The organism is Chordicoccus furentiruminis (assembly GCF_019355395.1).
Lineage (GTDB): Bacteria > Bacillota > Clostridia > Lachnospirales > Lachnospiraceae > Chordicoccus > Chordicoccus furentiruminis.
On sequence record NZ_CP048829.1, the window covers coordinates 1869665 to 1890402 of the forward strand.

At 57.6% G+C, this 20738-nt stretch carries 8 protein-coding genes; all 8 read left to right on the plus strand.

Features of this window, described 5'->3' with window-relative positions; genetic code table 11:
* Window positions 1–254 precede the first annotated feature (254 nt).
* The 8 genes from clpB to G4C92_RS08735 all read left to right on the plus strand — a co-directional run bounded on the left by clpB (window position 255) and on the right by G4C92_RS08735 (window position 20687).
* A complete protein-coding gene (clpB, locus tag G4C92_RS08700) occupies window positions 255–2858 on the plus strand; it encodes an ATP-dependent chaperone ClpB (protein WP_274939475.1) in 2604 nt (867 codons plus the stop codon).
* 196 nt (window positions 2859–3054) lie between these two features.
* Window positions 3055–5217, plus strand: coding sequence for an NAD(+) synthase (locus G4C92_RS08705; protein WP_274939476.1), 2163 nt, complete (start codon window positions 3055–3057; stop codon window positions 5215–5217).
* A gap of 150 nt (window positions 5218–5367) precedes the next feature.
* Window positions 5368–6456, plus strand: a complete 1089-nt coding sequence (locus tag G4C92_RS08710) for an AAA family ATPase (protein WP_274939477.1) — start codon at window positions 5368–5370, stop codon at window positions 6454–6456.
* Window positions 6456–6965: a hypothetical protein gene (locus G4C92_RS08715; protein ID WP_274939478.1), complete on the plus strand. Its 510-nt coding sequence runs from the start codon at window positions 6456–6458 to the stop codon at window positions 6963–6965. Before G4C92_RS08710 ends, G4C92_RS08715 begins: the two co-directional genes overlap by 1 nt.
* A 37-nt stretch (window positions 6966–7002) precedes the next feature.
* Window positions 7003–10185 carry an alpha-mannosidase gene (locus G4C92_RS08720; RefSeq protein ID WP_274939479.1) on the plus strand — a complete coding sequence of 1061 codons (3183 nt, stop codon included), beginning with the start codon at window positions 7003–7005 and terminating at the stop codon, window positions 10183–10185.
* Between the two features lie 76 nt (window positions 10186–10261).
* Window positions 10262–11413 (plus strand): MFS transporter, encoded by a 1152-nt coding sequence (locus G4C92_RS08725; RefSeq protein WP_274939480.1) that lies wholly within the window; start codon window positions 10262–10264, stop codon window positions 11411–11413.
* A 196-nt stretch (window positions 11414–11609) separates the two neighbouring features.
* A complete protein-coding gene (locus tag G4C92_RS08730; protein ID WP_274939481.1) occupies window positions 11610–12752 on the plus strand; it encodes a glycerate kinase in 1143 nt (380 codons plus the stop codon).
* A 528-nt stretch (window positions 12753–13280) separates the two neighbouring features.
* Complete coding sequence (locus G4C92_RS08735) at window positions 13281–20687, plus strand: VWA domain-containing protein (RefSeq protein WP_274939482.1); 7407 nt, start codon at window positions 13281–13283, stop codon at window positions 20685–20687.
* Window positions 20688–20738: the final 51 nt, after the last annotated feature.

Sequence of the window (20738 nt, forward strand, 5' to 3'; positions counted from 1 at the left end):
CCGGGAACGGCTCCGCTGGTTATTATACTCCAGATGACAAGTCTGCGGAGAAATGAAATGGAGAAGAATCTCCGCGTGATCTGTTCGTGGAAGAACTGATTTTACGCGCACGAAAAATATCCGGAAAAATTAGCACTCTAACCTTGACAGTGCTAATCCCCGGTGCTATAGTGGTGCCAGTGTGATAGAGATGATAGAACACACCATGAATTCATGAATTGAATACAGCCCGCGAAAGAGGGGAGGCGTTACATATGAATATTGATAAGTTTACCCAGAAGTCGAAGGAAGCTCTGACGGAACTCGACAAGGTGGCGATGGACTTCGGCCATCAGGAGATCGAGGAGGAACATCTGCTGTATGCTCTGCTGAATCAGGACGACAGCCTGATCCGTAAGCTGCTGGAGAAGATGGGAGTGGATCCGAACCAGTTCCGGAACGTGCTGACCGGCGCGCTCCGGCAGCGGCCTCAGGTATCCGGAGGACAGCCGTACATCGGCCAGGATCTCAACAAGGTGCTGCTCAAGGCGCCGGACGAGGCAAAGGCGATGGGCGATGAGTATACCTCCGTCGAGCACCTGATGCTGGCGATGCTGCATTACCCGAACCAGACGGTGAAGGAACTGTTCCGCACATTCGGCATCACCCGAGAAGGTTTTCTCAAGGCCCTCGCGACGGTACGGGGCAACCAGAGGGTCACGACGGACAATCCGGAGGCGACTTATGACTCGCTCGGCAAGTACGGCGAGGATCTGGTGGAGAAGGCCCGCACCCAGAAGCTGGATCCGATCATCGGCCGGGATGACGAGATCCGTCAGGTGATGCTGATTCTGTCGAGAAAGACGAAGAACAACCCGGTGCTGATCGGCGAGCCCGGCGTCGGCAAGACGGCGGCGGTGGAAGGCCTCGCGCAGCGGATCGTCAAGGGCGATGTGCCGGACAACCTGAAGGACAAGCATATCTTCTCGCTTGATATGGGCGCGCTGGTGGCGGGAGCCAAGTACCGGGGCGAGTTCGAGGAACGGCTGAAGGCCGTTCTGCAGGACGTGAAGCAGTCCGAGGGCAAGATCATCCTCTTCATCGATGAGCTGCATCTGATCGTCGGCGCCGGCAAGACCGAAGGCGCGATGGACGCCGGCAATATGCTGAAGCCGATGCTCGCGAGAGGTGAGCTGCACTGCATCGGCGCGACGACGCTGGATGAGTACCGGGAGTACATCGAGAAGGATAAGGCGCTGGAGCGCCGGTTCCAGCCGGTGATGATCAGCGAGCCGTCAGTCAGCGATACGATCTCCATCCTCCGGGGGCTGAAGGAGCGCTATGAGGTCTATCACGGCGTGAAGATTCAGGACAACGCGCTGGTGGCGGCGGCGACGCTGTCTCAGCGGTATATCACGGACCGGTTCCTTCCGGACAAGGCGATCGATCTCGTGGATGAAGCCTGCGCGCTGATCAAGACCGAGCTCAACTCGCTTCCGTCCGATCTTGATGAGATGAACCGGAAGATCACCCAGATGAAGATCGAGGAGACCGCGCTGAAGAAGGAGACGGATCCGCTGAGTAAGGAACGGCTTGATGATCTTGAGAAGGATCTGGCCGAGCTCGAAGATCAGTTCCGCACGCAGAAGGCGCAGTGGGAAAACGAGAAGAGCGCGGTGGACAGCCTCAAGAAATACCGGGAGCAGATTGACGAGATCAACCGGAAGATCGAGATGGCGAAGCAGTCCTACGACCTCAACAAGGCGGCGGAGCTCCAGTATGGCGAGCTGCCGAAGGTGAAGAAAGCGCTCGAGGACGCCGAGGCTTCTCTTAAGAACAAGGATCTCTCGATGGTGCACGAGGAAGTGACCGAGGATGAGATCGCCCGGATCGTCTCGAAGTGGACCGGGATTCCGGTCGCCAAGCTGACGGCCGGCGAGCGTGAGAAGCTGCTGGGCCTCGAACAGGAACTGCACAAGCGAGTCATCGGTCAGGATGAAGCGGTCCGCAAGGTGGCGGACGCGATCCTCAGGTCCAAGGCCGGCATCAAGGACCCGAAGCGGCCGATCGGGTCGTTCCTCTTCCTCGGGCCGACCGGCGTCGGCAAGACCGAGCTGGCGAAGACGCTGGCCTCGTACCTCTTCGATGACGAGAACAACATGGTGCGGATCGATATGTCCGAGTATATGGAGAAATACTCCGTCTCGAGACTGATCGGAGCGCCGCCCGGATATGTGGGCTACGACGAGGGCGGCCAGCTGACCGAGGCGGTCCGCAGGAAGCCGTTCTCCGTCGTTCTGTTCGATGAGGTGGAGAAGGCTCATCCGGATGTCTTCAACGTGCTGCTTCAGGTGCTGGACGACGGACGGATCACCGACAGCCAGGGCCGGACGGTCGATTTCAAGAACACGATCATCATCCTGACCTCAAACATCGGATCTCAGTATCTGCTGGACGGCATCACGCCGGACGGGGAGATCAGCGGGGAGGCCCGCGCCAAAGTGGAGGAAGCGCTTCGCGCGCACTTCCGCCCGGAGTTTCTGAACCGTCTTGACGAGACGATTATGTTCAAGCCGCTGACCAAGGACAACATCCACGGGATCATCGAGCTTCTGCTCGCCGGACTCAACGAGCGGCTGGCGGACCAGCAGCTGAGTGTGAAGCTGACGGACGAGGCGAAACAGTATGTGATTGACCACGGCTACGACCCGGTTTACGGCGCGAGACCGCTGAAGCGGTATCTGCAGCAGACGGTGGAGACGATCTCCGCGAAGATCATCCTCGGCGGAACGATTCACGAGGGCGACGGGATCCTGATTTCCGTCGGTCCGGACGGAAAGCTCACGGGCGAGATCATCCCGACCGTAGTGGCAAAGTAATGATTTTCCGAACAGGCAGCCGACAGGCGATAAGGGGCCGGACCGCATCGAAAGGTGCGGTCCGGCCCCCTGTCTGCGTCTTGGGGATTTGCACTTAAGGGGACGGCTCCGCAGAATACCGGTGCGCGCCGGCCCGATCTGCCTTATAATGATGACGTCACGTAAGCAAAAGAACAGAGACAGTGAGGAGAACGGCATGAAAGACGGATTTGTGCGCGTCGCGGCGGTGACCCCGACGGTGACGGTTGCGGACTGCATTTCCAACAGAATGGAGATCGAGCGGAGGATCCGCCAGCTGAAGGAAGCGGACCCGAAGGTAATCGTGTTTCCGGAGCTTTGCCTCACGGGGTACGAGTGCCGCGACCTGTTCTGGCAGTCGGAGCTGCTGCGTTCGGCGATGGAGCAGCTCGCGATTCTCGCGGAGCATACCGCGGACGTGGACGCGCTGCTGTTCGTCGGGCTGCCGGTGGAGGCGTGCGGCAAGCTGTACAACTGCGCCGCGGCGCTTTGCCACGGCCGGATCCTCGGCTTCGTCCCGAAAACGAATCTGCCTTCCTACGATGAGTTCTATGAGGCGCGGAATTTCGAGCCGGCGCCGGAACGAACCGTAACGGTGCGGGCGGCCGGCCGTGAGGTGCCGCTGGGAACCCGTCTGCTGTTTCAGGCGACGTCGATGCCGCGGCTGATCGTCGGAGCGGAGATATGCGAGGACCTCTGGGTGCCGTGTCCTCCCTCCGTCAGCCATATCCGCGCCGGCGCCACCGTCATCGTGAACCTCTCCGCGTCGGACGAGCTGGTGGGCAAGGACAGCTACCGCCGGACGCTCGTCAAAAGCCACTCGGGAAGCTGCATCTGCGGCTACATCTACGCGACGGCGGGCGAAGGGGAGTCCTCGACGGACCTCGTCTTCGGCGGACAGAACATGATCGCGGAGAACGGCACGCTGCTGGCTGAGGCGAAGCTGTTCGCCAATGAGACGGTCTGCGCGGATCTCGATGTCGATCGCCTCGTCTCCGAACGCCGGCGGATGACCTCGTTCCCGGCACAGTATATCCGGGAAGCGGAGCCGTATACGGTGATTCCGTTTCAGATCCAGCTCCGCGAAACGGCTCTGATCCGTGCCTTTGATCCGCATCCGTTCGTGCCTTCCTCGAAGGAGGACCGCGACCGCCGCTGTGAGGAGATCCTGATGATTCAGGCGATGGGACTTAAAAAACGGCTGGCGCACACCCACGCGAAGACGGCGGTGATCGGCATTTCCGGCGGACTGGATTCGACGCTGGCGCTGCTGGTGACAGCCCGGGCCTTCGATCTGCTGGGCCTTCCGCGGTCGCAGATCCTCTCCGTGACGATGCCCTGCTTCGGAACCACGGACCGCACGTATCGCAACGCCGTGACCCTCACCGGCAATCTCGGCGCGACGCTTCGGGAAGTGAATCTCCGGGAGGCGGTGCTGCGGCATTTCGGGGATATCGGCCAGGACCCGGAGGTTCATGATGTGACGTATGAGAACGGCCAGGCCCGGGAGCGCACCCAGGTTCTGATGGATCTCGCCAACCAGTCAGGCGGCCTTGTGATCGGCACCGGCGATCTGTCGGAGCTGGCGCTGGGATGGGCGACCTACAACGGCGACCATATGTCGATGTACGCGGTGAACGCTTCGGTGCCGAAGACACTGGTGCGTCATCTGGTCCGCTACTACGCGGATACCTGCGGGGATGCGACGCTGCGCCGGACGCTGCTGGATATTCTCGCGACGCCGGTGTCGCCGGAGCTGCTCCCGCCGTCGGAGGGCGAGATCGCCCAGAAGACCGAGGATCTCGTGGGGCCCTACGAGCTTCACGATTTCTTCCTCTATTACATGCTCCGGCTGGGATTCCCGCCGGCCAAGATCTACCGGATCGCGGCGGCGGTGTTTGCGGACGGGAACAGTCACGCGGGAGCCGGTTCGGAAGGAGAGGCGGAGGAGCCGGTCTCTGGGAGCGCTGCTGCGGGTATGACGGAGGATGACACGGACGGAACATCTGGTGATGGCGCTGCGGCCGGCGGGACGGCGCCTCATTCGGACGGAACGGCGCCTCATTCGGACGGAACGTCCGGGAATAGCGCCGCGGCCGGCGATGCGGAGGACGATCCGGACCACACGCTGGGCGCCGGCCATTACGACCGCGCCACGATTCTCAGATGGCTGAAGATATTCTACCGCCGGTTCTTCGCCCAGCAGTTCAAGCGGAGCTGTCTGCCGGACGGTCCGAAGGTCGGTACGGTCGCCGTCTCGCCCAGAGGCAATCTGCGGATGCCCTCCGACGCGTCGGCGCGGATCTGGCTTGAGGAGCTGGAGAAACTGGGGGAGGCGTGATTACCCGGTTCATCTCATTGCGGTACGTTGGAAAAGGAGATCTGCGGTCAGACTGAGGCCAACGGCCTGCCTTGACGGATCACCGTGATAAACATAATATCGCAATATACGAAATTGTGAAACTGCGAAACTGCGAAAGGAGGGATGGAAATGGTGATTCTGGATGTCAGACTGAAAAAGATCTATGGGTTTGATGAATTTCATATGAATTTTTCTTATCCAAGAAAACTGTCCGCCTCCCTTTTAGGCAATGAAACACTGGAAGGCCGCAGCCGTTTCCGCTATAAAAAGGCGGTGATTCTGATGGGCACCAATGCGACGGGAAAAACAAGTCTCGGAAAAGCGCTCCTGAAAATATTCAGTTCGATAAGAGAAGCGAATGAAGCGATTTTGCGGGATCTGCCGTCAGGCGATACTCCGGCGGAATTTCAGGTCGATTTTGTGAATGAAGGGTATGTACTCCATCGTTTTTCAGGGATCATTGAAAAAGATAATGTCAATATCCGTTATTTTGCCGCGGACATCGAAGAAATGGATTCTTATGAAATGACTGTGCTGAAGCTGGAGGAAAAGACGGCGGAAATTAACGGGAGCCTGAAGGAATTGCGGAAGACTGTCGGTACGCTTCGTTATCGTTTCGCTTATCCTGAAATTGAAAAATCACTTCGCGTGAAAGAGATTGGTCAGGAGGAAATGCTCAGGACACTCCGGGCGGTAATCGGAACTCTTGACCCGACGCTGACCGATGTGTCGATTGCGAAAGATCTGAAGGATTCCTTTGTGATCCGGCGGCGTGGTGAAGAAATCATTATTCAGGACGGCAATCTTCTGAACCGTGACCTTCTGTCAAGCGGAACAGCGGAAGGAATTGACGTCGCGGTTTTTCTTGCCGCGATGCTGTCACAGATCGAAGGCTTTTACTACTGCGATGAGCATTTTTCCTACATTGAAAGCGCGATAGAAAAAAGAATTTTCGGACTTATGGTGGAACGGCTGAAGGGGAACGGGCAGCTGATCTTTACCACGCACAACACGGATATGCTGACCCTGAATCTTCCGAAACACAGCTTTGCTTTCCTGCGCAAGGAAATTGATGCAGAAAAGTACATTGTATCGGTCACGTTTGCATCCGATATTCTGAAACGGAACACAGACTCGGTAAAATGCGCGATGGAGAATGACGCGTTTGAATCGCTTCCGGATGACTCCCTCCTTGACGAGCTGGAGGTGGCGGATTGATGATAAATCGAAAGTGCTGCTATTTTACAGAAGGGCAGTGCGAAGAAAGACTGGTCAGGGCGCTGAAATTAAAACCGGCGTTATTGATCCCCGGAAAAGTTAAAACATTCAATGTTGTACAAAACGTACTTCCGATTTCGATACTGATGACAATCGAACCGGGAAGTATGGTCGTTCTGGTTTTTGATACGGATAAGGAAGAGATAAGTCATTTGAAACGAAATATTGAACTGTTGAAAAAGCGGTGTCTCGACGTCGAGGTTCTGACTGTTTTGCAGGTGCTTAACTTTGAGGATGAAATGGAACGGGCAACCGATGTGCTGCGAGCCGGGCAATTGACTAAGAGCAGAACGGCAGACGATTTTAAGAGTGCTGTCAACAGAATGAAAGACATTGAGTTTCGACGAGCATTAATGCGGCATAAATTGAACATGTCTGATTTGTGGGCGAAGGAGCCGCCGAAATCTTTTTATTCATTTTCTCAGGATTCCGCGAAAATAAAGGGATAAAACAGCAGCGACTGACAGTATAAGGAGCCCCCCGACCATGCATTTCATCAAGGAACGTATCGGAAAACTGATTGACGATCTCGGCAGACTGATTTATCCGGAGAGTGTACCGGTGGAAGAGATCCGGATCATGCACTCGACGGACGGCCGGGAGGACCCGGCGGAGCTGGATCCGTCCGGCTGGGAGCCGTTTGAGCGGAGGAACCTCTGGGGCGGCCACCGCGAGTATTACTGGTTCGCCTTCACGGCGGAGATTCCGGAGGGCTGGGACGGAGAGTGCGCCGTGCTCGAGGTGAAGACCGGACGGGAAGGAAGCTGGGACGCGACCAACCCGCAGTTCAGCGCGTTCATCGACGGACGGCGTGTGCAGGGGCTGGACGTGAACCACCGGGAGCTGATCCTGACGGACCGGGCGGTGCCGGGCGCGGCGTATCAGGTGCTTCTGGCGGCCTTCACCGGCGACCAGAACTTCCGTCTTGAGATGGACGTCTCGCTGAAAAGACTCGACCGGAGGACCGAGTCGTACTACTACGACCTGAAGGTGCCGTATGACACCGCCCGGCTCCTGAAACCGGATGATCCGGCGTACATCACGATCATCCGGGAACTGAACGAGTCGCTGAACCGGCTGGATCTGCGAGAGGAGGGATCGCCGGCGTACTACCGGAGTCTCGAGGACGCCCGGTCGTATCTGAAGGAGCATTTTTACGAGGCAGCCTGCGACGGGGAGAAAGCACCGGTGATCTGCTGCGTCGGGCACACGCATATCGATGTGGCCTGGCTCTGGACGCTTCCGGTCACCCGGGACAAGGCGGTCCGCAGCTTCTCCACGGTGCTGGAGCTGATGAAGCGGTATCCGGAATACCGCTTTATGTCCAGCCAGCCGCAGCTCTACGCCTATGTGAAGGAGGCGGCGCCGGACGTCTACGAACAGATCCGCGAGCGCGTCCGGGAAGGACGCTGGGAAGCGGAGGGCGGCATGTGGCTGGAGGCGGACTGCAATCTGGCCTCAGGCGAGGCGCTGTCGCGGCAGTTTCTCTACGGAAAGCGTTTTTTCCGGAAGGAGTTCGGGAAGGACAGCGAGATTCTCTGGCTGCCGGACGTGTTCGGCTATTCCGCGGCGCTGCCGCAGATCATGAAACTCTGCGGCATCCGGTATTTCATGACCACGAAGATTTCGTGGAACGAGACGAACATGATGCCCGTCGATACGTTTCTCTGGGAAGGCATCGACGGCACGAGGCGGCTCACGCATTTCATCCCGACCCGCGACTACAACCGGGCGGCGGAGGAGAACGGGACGGAGACCGAACATTTCACGACCTACAACGGCTTCCTGAATCCGTCCCAGATGAAGGGCGCGTGGGCGCGCTACAATAACAAGGACCTGAACGATGAGGTGCTCTGCAGTTTCGGCTACGGCGACGGGGGCGGCGGTCCGACCCGCGGCCAGCTTGAGAACCAGCGGAGGATGGCGAAGGGGATTCCGGGACTTCCGCGGACGAAGATGACGACCGCGAGGGCGTTTTTCGAGGATCTCGACCGGAAGACCTCGGGATCGAAGGCTCTTCCGGTCTGGAAGGGCGAGCTGTATCTCGAGTATCACCGCGGCACATACACCACAATGGCGCGGAACAAGAAGTGGAACCGGCGCGCGGAGTTCGTGCTGCAGGACGCCGAGACGTATGCGGTGATGGCGTCGCATCTCGCGGGCGCGCCCTATCCGAAGGCGAAGCTCGACGGGGAGTGGATCACGCTGCTGCGGAATCAGTTCCACGATATTCTGCCCGGTTCCGCGATTCATGAGGTCTATGAGGACTCGAAGCGGGAGTATCTCGCGCTGTTTCAGGAGAATCGGGACATGCAGGCCGCGGCTCTTCAGCTTCTGGCGGACCGGATCAGCGCGCCGGCCGGCACGCTGGCTGTGTTCAATCCCAATTCCTTTGACGGAACGGGGATCGTGACCTTCCGGATGCCGGAGGGGACGGATGCATGTTCCGTATGGGACGGAAATCGCCGCCTTCCGGCTCAGAAAACGGAGGACGGCTGGATCTTCTGCGCGGAGAACGTGCCGCCGAAGGGATACCGGACCTTCCGGACGGAGGAGGGAACGCCGGCGGAGGACGGTTCGTCCGGGCTCGACGTCTCGGAGAGCAGGCTTGAGAACCGCTGGTTCCGGATCACGCTGAACGGGAAGGGGCAGATGGGGCAGGTCTACGACAAGCGGGCCCGGAGAAATCTGTTCCCGGAAGGAAAAGCCGGCAATGTGATCGTCTGCTATGAGGACCGTCCTCACAACTACGACGCGTGGGACATCAACAGCTACTACACGGAAAAGTCGTGGGAGGTGGACAGCGTCACATCCGTCAGGGTGACCGAGCGCGGTCCCGTGCGGGCGACGGTCCGGATCGAGCGGCCGTTCCTCCGCTCCGTGATCGTGCAGTTTGTCTCTGTCTACGCGGACATCCCCCGGATCGATATCCGGAACGAGATCGACTGGCGGGAGCATCAGCTGCTGAAGAACCATTTCCCTGCGGATGTCCACGCCAACGAGGCGGTCTACGACATTCAGTACGGAAATGTGGTGAGAAATACAACCGACAACACGTCATGGGACTGGTCGAAGTTCGAGGTCTGCCATCACAAGTGGCTGGATGTGGCGGAGGACGACTACGGGCTCAGCGTGCTGAATGACTGCAAGTACGGCGTCTCGGTGCGCGGGACGGATATCGGCCTCACGATGCTGAAATCGCCGCGCTATCCGAACCCGACGGCGGACAAGGAGCACCATACCTTCACGTATTCGCTGTTTCCTCATGAGGGGACATGGAAGACGGCCGGAACGGTCAGGGAGGCCTACATGCTGAACAACCCGATGCGGGCCGTCGTCAAGCGGACGGAGGGCGGGACGCTTCCGGACCTGCTTTCCTTCGTCCGGGTCTGCACGGAGGACGGCCGTCCGGCTGAGAATGTGGTCATCGAGACGGTGAAGCGGGCGGAGGATTCCGACGCCGTGATCGTCCGGCTCTATGAATGCTTCAACCGGCGGACGCGGGTCGTGCTGAAGGCGGCGGAGCGGATCCGGAGCGCCGAATTCTGCAATATCATGGAAGAGGAGGCGGTTCCGGCGGATTTCGACGGGCACGGCGTGGCCTTTACCATGATGCCGTATGAGATCCGGACGATCCGGCTTGAGACGGAAGCAAAAGATTCCGATTGAATTTCCAAAAGGGGACAAGGTACAATAGCTCCTGTCCGGCTGTCGGAAAAGGAGCCGGAGGAGAAGGAGAACGGAAATGGGATCTTTGCTGCTTGCTGTCATTTATCTGATTTTCATCAGTCTGGGACTTCCCGACTCGCTGCTCGGTTCGGGCTGGCCGAAGATGCAGACGGTCTTCGGCGTGCCTTCGTCCTACGCGGGCTATGTCTCGATGGCGATTGCCTTCATGACGATTATCTCCGCGCTGATCAGCCCGCGGCTGATGCGGAAATTTCATACGAAGTGGATCGTCATCGTGTCGATCGCGCTGACGGTGCTCGGCCTTCTCGGCTTTTCCGTCTCGGCGCGCTACTGGATGCTGTTTCTCTTCGCGGTGCCGTACGGACTCGGCGCCGGTTCGATCGACGCCGCGGTCAATCATTATGTGGCGGACAACTATCCTTCGTCCGTCATGAACTTTCTGCACTGCTTCTACGGCGTCGGAGCGGTGATCAGCCCGAACATCATGGCGCTCGCGCTGAAGAGGGCGAGATGGAACGAGGGCTACCGCTGGACGGCGTACCTTCAGATCGCGATCCTCATCGTCTGCATCATCTCGCTCCCGCTCTGGAAGCAGAATGAAAGCGGGGACGAAGGCAGCGCGGCGGACAGCGCGGGGATCCGGGAGACGCTGAAAGTGCCGGGCGTCGTGCTGACGCTGATCGCGTTCTTCGCGTACTGCTCCGGCGAGGCGACCTGCTTCCTCTGGACTCCGAGCTACTTCGCGGGTACCAGGGCGGGTCTCACGGACGGAATGGTCGCCTCCTTCGGCTCGCTGGTCTTCGGCGGACTGATGCTCGGGCGGCTTCTCGCGGGCTTTGTCTCGAACCGGCTCGGTGACCGGAAACTCGTCCGGATCGGCATTGCGGTGGAACTGGCGGGTATTTTCCTTGTTTTCCTGCCTTCCCGGAGCTATCTTCCGGCCGCGGCCGGCTTCGTGACGATCGGTACGGGGATGGGCCCGGTCTATCCGGCGATACAGCATATGGCGCCGTCCCATTTCGGGAAACGTTACAGCGCGGCGGTGATCGGCCTTCAGATGGCGTCGGCCTACACCGGCAGCACGTTTATGCCGATGGTGTTCGGGCATATCCAGCAGAGCATCGGGATCGGCGTCATGCCGGTGTACCTTCTGATTTTTGCGGTGATGAACATCGGCTTCCTCGAGGCATCCTACCGGGCGCACTGAGTGAAGCGCGTTTGCGGGAAATGCGCCGGAGGAAGACTGCGGAAGAGGAATAACAGGGCGTGACCGCAAAATCGGTTCACGGGAATGTCCGGTGGAACCAGATGAGGCTGGTGTTCTGAAAAGGAAGACCCGCCTTGTTTTTTTATGGCCTGTAGAGCGCCGGGCCTTCCCCGGCGAGAAAGGACAGCACTAAATTATGAAGATAGTGGTTGCCGTCGATTCCTTCAAGGGCTCGCTCAGCTCGCTTGACGCGGGCGGAGCCGTCCGCGACGGGATCCTTCGGGCGTTTCCGGACGCGGAGGTCGAGGTGTGTCCGCTGGCAGACGGCGGGGAGGGAACCGCGGAAGCGCTGACGCTCGGGATGGGCGGCTCGATGCGGACAGCCGCGGTGACAGGCCCGCTCGGAGAGCAGAGAGAGGCCCGGTACGGCGTGCTGCGGGACGGCCGGACGGCGGTGATGGAGATGGCGGAAGCCGCCGGTATCACGCTGCTCGGAAGGGACCGGCTGAATCCGATGCGTGCGACGACCTGCGGGGTGGGCGAGATGATCCTTGATGCGGTTCGCGGGGGCTGCCGCCGCTTCATCATCGGCATCGGTGGTTCGGCCACCAACGACGGCGGGGCCGGTATGCTGCAGGCGCTGGGCTTCGGTCTGCTGGACGCGGAAGGCCGGGCGATTCCGTCCGGAGCGGAGGGGCTGACCTCGCTTGCAGAGATCACAGATGACCATGTGCCGCCGGTGCTTCGGGAATGCCGTTTCCGGATCGCCTGTGATGTGCGGAATCCGCTCTGCGGCGCACGGGGGGCGAGCGCCGTGTTCGGACCGCAGAAGGGCGCGGACGCGGAGATGGTCAGCCGGATGGACGCGAATCTGGCCCGCTTCGCGGCGCTGACGAAAAGAAAACATCCGGAGGCGGACCCGGACGCGCCGGGAAGCGGCGCCGCGGGCGGGCTCGGCTTCGCTTTTTCCGCTTATCTTCATGCCTCCCTGGAACGGGGCGTCCGGATCGTGCTGGAAGAGTCGGATCTCGCCGGCAAGGTGAAGGATGCGGATCTTGTCATCACCGGAGAAGGCTGTCTGGACGGCCAGACGGTGATGGGCAAGGCGCCGGCCGGCGCCGCGGAGATCGCGAAGCGGTACGGAAAGCCGGTGCTCGCGCTGGCCGGGACTGTCTCCGAAGGGGCGGCGGCTTGCAACGGGCACGGCATCGACGCGTTCTTTCCGATCCTGCAGCGTCCCGGGACGCTTCAGGAGGCGATGGATGCCGAAACCGCCCGGAGCAATCTCAGGCGGACGGCGGAGCAGGCGGTCCGGCTGTTCGCGGCGGGGCGGCGCTGAGACGGCGGAAGCGGGCGTGACCGGGACGCGCGGTCAGACGCCCGGACGGGAATTAAACGGGCGGGCCGCAGGCAGTGAGCTGTGGCTGAGCATGAGCAGCGGGCGGGCCGTAGAAAAAGGGTGCCGGGGCAACCCATCAGAAGCGACCGCAACGGACGACCGGATCGAGGGCGGAAGGGAGAGAAACGAAACGCCCGCGGCTGGCGCAGCCTGCAGCATCAGACTCCCGGACATGTTTTACTTTCAGTTTGTTTTTTGCTTGGGAGACGGTCAAAAATCTCATATCAAATAGACACATTGTCACATCTGTCTTATTATAAAGTTTAAGGAAGCGGCGTATCGAACGGATTGGCATTTCCGTATATTCGTACAGCGCGCAGCTTCGTTTTACTGAGGGCAGTCAGTGATGAGAGGTTTTGCGATATGAGGCGTTCGTTCGAGGGGAAAAGGCATCAGCCGGCGAAATCAGAAGAAAAAAGAAAAAGATGTGACAGAAAGCACAGAGGCTTCGGCTTTTTCTGCGCCTTTTTGCTGTGCGCGGGATTGATCTCCGGCGGCGCGGCAGTTTCCGGCGAGTCGGGCGCGCAGGAGGCGGTGAACGCCGAAGCGCCCGCCGATGACGCGGTTCAGCCGGAGGTTCCGGCACAGCCGGTGGAAGAGGCGCAGCAGAATACGCCCGCTCCGGAGGATACGGAAGGCGGAGGAGAGGCGGGTCAGCAGCAGGAAGAGACGCCGGATCAGCAGCAGGAAGAGCTGTATCCTGAGGATGACGGAAACGGGGAAGAGTCCGTTCCGTCGGTTTCCCGGCCGGATGCCGGATCCGCTGAAAGCAGCGCCGCGCCGGTCGGAACGACGGCGGAGCCGCTCACCGTTTCCGTCACGACAGCGATGAAGTACGCCTTCGCGGGCGAGAACGCGCTGACGTTTGAGACGCAGATTACCGGCGGCACGGAGCCGTTTGAAACTTCCTATGAGATTGATCGGGACGGAACGCCGGTCTGGTCGGCTCGGGAGTATCAGCCGGAGTTGACGTATATGCCCGAAGAGGCGGGCGGCTATGAGCTCGTGCTGAGCGTCACGGATGCCGCCGGTCAGGCGGCGTCCGGCCGCTGCGCCATTCCGGTGGCGGTGCGCCACGAGGAGAGCCCGTCGGACTGGGAGCCGGCATTGAAGGAAGTCCGGATGACCGGCCGCTACGCGGAGGACCTGCTCGCGATCGCGCGCACGCAGCTGGGCTACACGGAGAGCGCGGACAATTTCATTGTGACAGAGGAAGGCGCCCGTCAGGGCTACACCCGGTACGGGCAGTGGCAGGGGGACGCCTATGAGCCGTGGGACGCCGCGTTCGCGGCCTTCTGCCTCTACTACGCGGGCGTCCGGGACGTGCCGGCCGACACGAAAGCGGAGAAGTGGGCCGATGAACTGAAGCGGCGCGGGATGTACCGCGATCTGACGGCGGAGAACCGCCCGGAGGAGGGGGATTTCCTTTTCACCCGGGACGGGGAAGTGACGCGGATCGGACTGGTCGAAAAGACGGATGATACGGGCGTGACCGCCATCGAAGGCGACGTCGGCGGCGCAGTCGCCCGCGTGACATACGGCTGGGACGACGCGCGGCTTGCGGGCTTCGGCGATCCGCGGACGACGCTGACGGACGAGGCGGCGGGCGTCACCGTCACCGGCATTTTTCCGGAGGGCGCGACCCTTACGGTTCAGCTGCTCGCGGAGGACGCGGACGGCTTCACGGAGGCGCAGGACCGGATTCACGCGGCGCTCTCTCCGCTCTACGACCGGTATGCGGTCAATCTCGCGGATGTGACGGAGACAGCGGTGTACGTCCCGTCTCTGACCGTGAACGGGGAGGTGGTCTCCCCGTGCAAAAAGGTACGGGTCGGCGTCTCGGCATGCGGCGGACGGTTCGCGGGTCACGGCGATGTCCGCGTCCTGACGTTTTCGGACGAGCAGACGGAGCTTCTTTCGGCGGAAGAAAAAGACGGCGGGGACGGAGCGGACGCGATTGTGAGTGCGTCGTTCCGCACGGACCGTCTGTCGGAATTTGCGCTGACGGCGGTGGCGCCGGACAGGCTCACGATGCGCCGGACCGCGGCGGACGGCGATGCGAAGGTGACGGTGACGTACGGCACCGGCGCGGGCGTGCCGGAGTCGGCGGAGCTCAGGGTGAGGCAGATTCGCGGCGACGGAGACGACGCGGATCGCGCGGAATATCAGAAGCGTCAGGCGGAGGCGGCCGCCCTTCTCGAAACGGAAGCGGGCGGTGAAAACGCGGCTTCTCAGCCGGATACCGCGGCCTCCGGTTCGCCGGGGAACGCAGAAAATGCAGACGTCAGCCGGCAGACGGATCAGAATGCGGAGAATGCAGCCGCCGATCAGCAGGCAGACCAGAACGCGGAGAATGTAGCCGCCGATCAGACTGAAGATTCCAAAGAATATGCTGCCTATATGGAGGAAGTCGAAGCGGCACTGGCATCCGGTCGCAAAGTCCAGATGGCGAAGCTTTTTGACATCACAATTTTGGACAAGGAAGGAAATGAGGTTGAGCCCCTCACCCCTGTGTGCGCCAATATCGAGTTTGTGCCGAAGGAAGTTCAGGAAGGAACAGATCTCGAACTCTACCAATTCCAGACAGAGGGCGAGAAGCCCCAGGTCATGGAGAATGTGGAAGTGCTCACTGACGATGACAACATCGTGAATGGAATCGAGTTCGAGACAGACGGATTCTCAGTATATGGCATTGTCGGAACAGAAGTTCTGACCGGCGGCGTGATGACAGCAGACGGCGATTCCTACTCCGTTACTGTCAAGTACGACAAGTACGCAGAGATCCCGGATGATGCAGTTCTGGTAGCTACTGAAGTACAGAATTCATCAAGACTCTATCAGTCTTATATGAGTGAAGCAGAAGATGCCCTGACCAGCGACAGCGACGCAGAGATCAGCTTCGCAAGATTCTTCGATGTCAGCATCATGGCAGACGGTGAGAAGATCCAGCCGGCTACACCGGCAGAAGTCATCATCGACTACAACGAGTCCCAGGAGATCACCGAGGGCACAGAGGTCAGCACCCTGCAGTTTGGTGACAGCGTACCGGCCACAGTGGATGCAGCAGTCAGCGGTACCGATACACAGGTAGACGGTGTCAGCTTCCAGGCTGAAGAAGTATCCGTGTACGGTATTGTGGGGACGGAAAGCATAACGGTACCGTTCACTACTGGAGATGGACGCACATATGAAGTCACTGTCGACTTTGATAAAGACGCAGGCATTCCGGAAGATGCACAGCTTAAGGTATCTGAAGTCACAGAAGATAACAGCAAGTACGATGACTATGTAGAGCAGGCAGCGGATGCCATCGACAGCCGCGCAGAAGCTCTCAACTATATCAAGCTGCTCAACATTGAGATTGTTGATGAAAACGGTGACAAGGTAGATCTGGAAGCCCCGGTCGATGTTACGATCAAACTGCTGGACAAAGAGCAAAATGAAGAAGAGCAGACCCAGGTTGTGCACTTTGAAGGTGCGAATGAGATGCCGGTGGTATTGGACAGTTCGGCAGAGGCTGATACCGTCAGTTTTTCTGCAGATGGTTTTTCAGTCTATGCCATCGTGTATACGGTGGACTTCGAGTATTCCGTGAACGGCAAAATGTACCAGTTCAGCCTTCCCGGAGGCGGATTTGTAAGCTTTACAGACCTTGTGGAAGTGTTGGGTATAATTGGTGATACGAACTCTGGGAAAAACGGGGACGAAAATGGGTCGGTAAGCGCAGAAAATACCGAGGAAAACGCCGCCAACGAAGGGACAGAAGAGAATAGTGTAAATTCCGATACGAACACAGCGCTCACACTGGGTGATGTGGAAGTCAGCGAGGCCACAAGGAAATTCGTGGAGGACGTGGCTTCTGTGGAGTTCAGCAGCCCTGAACTTGTAGATGTCAGCAAGGTTGATGCCGATACCACGGTTGGTCAGATTAAAGAGAGCCGTGGGTTGGAATGCCAGTACAGCGCGGAGCTGACGGAAGCGCAGATCGCGGAGATAAATGCGCAGACGGTGGAGGCCGGAGACTGGGCTCTGATCAGTGTGCAGCCGTTTACGAGTGAAGAGACGCTGACAGTCACCATGAAGGATGGGGATCAGTTCGTTGTGAGGGTGACGGATGCACAGATTTCCACACATGTGATTACGGCGGACGGCAAAGATTATATTATTACTGTGACCTATGGGTCGGAAGCTGGCATTCCTGATGGGGCGGAGCTGACCGCCAGAGAACTCCTGCCTGGGACAGAGGAGTATGAGGCGCATTATACGCAGATGATTGCCGCAGTTGAGGGCGAGGTGTCCGATTCGGATCTGGACGACGAGATGAATGCGGCCTTTGCCGAAGCTGGTCTGGAAGTCGTGAATCCGCAATCGGCGGTTGAGGTGGCATTTGCTCGGTTCTTTGATATTTCCATCTGGAAGGATGGCGCGGAAATCGAGCCGTTGACACCGGTTCAAGTTGAGATTCAGTACAATGAGCCGGTAAGTGTCGATTCCAGTGCTGAGGCAGAAGTCGTCCATTTCGCAGAGGACGGCATCGAGTTGATTGATCCGGATACGGATTTGAGCGAATCCTCCGGTGAAGGGATTTCCTCCTTTACCTACCAGCAGTCCAGCTTCTCGATTTCCGCTACGTTGCTAAAGTACACAACCGGCATCCAGAACGGGAACTATCTTATCATCAGGGGAGTAAAAGATGAGAATAATGTTGAGCACTGGTACGCACTGAAGGCGGACGGCTCTACAATAGAAGTGACGAAAAAGGGAGATACGATCACGAGATTAGACTGGTATGCGGATGACGTGTTCTGGACATTTACCAATGCAGGTAACGGTCAGTATTACATACAGAACCGGTCAAACAGAAATAGTTACTTGGTGCTATTTAATAACATTGTAGGCAATTGGGATCAGCTGATCAAAGTGGAAGTGCCGGACGGCAGGAGAACCGTATATCTGAAGAACCCCGATAATACGGGACTGAGGTTCAACGGCAGTAAACATCAGTTTTTTCTGGGCAGTCGAGGGGATGGTAAAGCAGAGCAAGTCTACCTTGCCAGATTGAATTCTGAAATTCCTCAAGGCCGAGGCTATAATCTGACACCGGCTGGGGAGACGGACCTCGGTGATCTGAACGCCTGGAAGGACAAAGTCGAAAACAGCAAGATCATCGTGGATAAAACCGCCAGCGTGGTCGACTATGACAACAGAATATATCAAATTGACTTGAAGGCACTTTCCGATATCACGATTATATCCAACAAGATTGATCTGGAACTGATTGTCGATACTTCACGTTCGATGTATTTCCCCGCCAATCTGAGTCCAGTATCCGGTTATTACTTTACAAGCATAATGGGCAATGATTCCCATAGTTTGGAAAAACAGCTATCGTGGCTGGATAAAAACCAGATCTATTATTTTATCGGGAATGGGGAACAGGCGACAGTCTACGCCCTGTATTATGCGGCTTCCGGGACGAACCTGAATGATTACACTGGTGACCAATGCTGGAAGTTTGTTGACGCGTCCTATATGAATCCGCCAGATGCGGGCAGCATGAACCAATCCGACAGGCTGAACAGGCTTGTGGGAGCACGTATCGACGATCTGGCCTATAATATCTGCAATCAGAACAGCGATGGTGGCGGATGCAGGCTTTATACTGCGTCATCCTCCATCACACGCCTGGCGTATCTGAAAGAAGCTGTGCGTATTGCCAGCGAGATCGTATATGCCGTTGACAAGGACAATCGAATCGGTCTTGTGACCTTCAACAGCAGTGCAAAAGATCAGGGATTCTACGATTACAAAAACAGGACCGGGCTATACGGCAAAATCAACAATATTTCCCTTGTGGGAGGCACCCGACAGGACCTTGGTCTTGAAACCGGCAAGAGCCAGCTTGACAGCAATGGCAGGGCGGATGCGCAAAAGATCGCCATACTGATTACTGACGGTGCACCGAACATGCAGGATAGCAATAAGAACCAAATTCCTAGTGATACGGCGTGGACGATGATTGGCGAAAAGGCCAGCGCCTTGAAGGGCACCAATTCCTCCAATGCCAAGCTTTATACGCTGGGGCTTAGCCTGGATATGGTTGGCGGCAATAACCAGCGCCATCTAGATGGTTTGGCTTCAGAAGAGGATGGCGTCACCCGGCATTTCAACGCCAGCAACGGGCCTGCTATTGTCAGGGCGGTCAAGGATTTGATCGATACACTGATGTACGATGTTACCTTAGAAGCGGAAGTCACGGATGTATTGGATCCTGCATTCTATCCCGTAGACAAAAACGGTAATCCGATTGCTGTCGGGGATTACACCGATGAGAACGGCAAGAGGTACAACTGGTCCATGGCTACTGTCGACGGCGCAGAATGCTGGAAGATCACATATTATGATCAGGAGGTTGGCCGCGGCGAGAAGAACGCAGATAATACCATCAAGACGCCGGGATGGCAGAAGTCGTTCTACGTTAAGGCGAAGGAGGACTTCCTGGGCGGCAATGATATCGAAACCAACCGATATAAATCCAGCAACAATCGTGTCAAACCGATTAAATACGTCTACAAGGAACGCGGTACCAATGCGACCAAGAAGGTGGATCCTCCTTCGAACGCGCCGTGGGGCATATTTATAAATACCCCCACCGTCAATGTCGATGAGCTGCATCTTACGGAGCACAGCACCGAATGGACGGTCTACATGGGCATCGAAGTGAAGCCTGAGGATCAAGTGAAGGCGTTGTGGGACGAGATTAAGGTTAAGCAGGTCGTTAAGACAAACGGCACCGCGAACAATGGTACAACCATCACCAAAGGCGACAAGAAATGGTATTCCAAGACCGATACGAAGGATACCGCTGCGCCTGATAAAGAGTATTCCAGCCTGCCGATCAACCGGTATTTCACGGACGTAGACTTCAACACGCTGCTCAACCAGCTGAAAACGCAAGACAGTGCAGAAAAGACCATAAACTACACGGCCTATGGACACCAGCCCGGTACGATCACGGTGAAGCTGGAAAAGAAAATCATCGATGGTGCGGTGGATGCCAACGTCAAGGCGCCCGGGCAGCACATCACTGACAAGGATGGCACCCCGGCAGAGAAATATACGATCACGGTGACCTATACGCCTAACAAGACCGACACTGGCTGTAATATCGGACATGTCACGACCGGAACGGGACAAGACGAGGTCAAGAGCGCGAATGAACATAAGATTAACGTATTCGTCAAAAAGTTGAAGCTCTTAAAAGCCGACCAGGGTGGTAATACGATCTCAAGCGATTCTGCTACATTTGTACTATACAGAAAGGCAACTAGTGATGAGATAGCTGATGAGTCTGTGGCAAAAACAGACCTGACCGGACTCTCAGGAAAGTATGTTACAGTACAGACTCTTACTACCAACGGTGGATCAGTGATAACAGGTGCTCTGCCGTTGTTAGCTGATAACGAACCATATTATCTTGTGGAAACAAAGGCTCCTGCCGGTTATATTATGCTCACAGAGCCTCTGAAAGTAACTGTTGATATGACAGATCATAATACATGGACAAAGCTTGCTGACAATAGTACGTCGCAGACAAAACCAGATCCATATGTATTATCCAACTGGTTACAGGAAACAACAATAAAACTATTGAAGTTGAACGATACGGCATATGACCCTACACAAACGTCTACTTACAATCACAGCAATGACACAACGGATGCATCGGTGACGTATCAGATCATAAATAACGCCGGTTATGAACTACCGTCTACCGGCGGCCCTGGTTCCAACCTGCTGTATCTTCTCGGCAGTCTGATGCTTGCTTTGGGAAGTGCCGGATTAGTGATGCGGAAGAGAAGACGGGTGGGATGACCCTGCCCAGCCGGAGCTGTGACGTTTTTGAGCATAGCCGTATATATAATA

Bases quoted from the DNA above. Each gene is read 5' to 3' on its own strand.
- G4C92_RS08705 (WP_274939476.1), top strand. From the start codon at position 3,055: ATGAAAGACGGATTTGTGCGCGTCGCGGCGGTGACCCCGACGGTGACG.
- G4C92_RS08720 (WP_274939479.1), top strand. From the start codon at position 7,003: ATGCATTTCATCAAGGAACGTATCGGAAAACTGATTGACGATCTCGGC.
- clpB (WP_274939475.1), top strand. From the start codon at position 255: ATGAATATTGATAAGTTTACCCAGAAGTCGAAGGAAGCTCTGACGGAA.
- G4C92_RS08710 (WP_274939477.1), top strand. From the start codon at position 5,368: ATGGTGATTCTGGATGTCAGACTGAAAAAGATCTATGGGTTTGATGAA.
- G4C92_RS08725 (WP_274939480.1), top strand. From the start codon at position 10,262: ATGGGATCTTTGCTGCTTGCTGTCATTTATCTGATTTTCATCAGTCTG.
- G4C92_RS08730 (WP_274939481.1), top strand. From the start codon at position 11,610: ATGAAGATAGTGGTTGCCGTCGATTCCTTCAAGGGCTCGCTCAGCTCG.
- G4C92_RS08715 (WP_274939478.1), top strand. From the start codon at position 6,456: ATGATAAATCGAAAGTGCTGCTATTTTACAGAAGGGCAGTGCGAAGAA.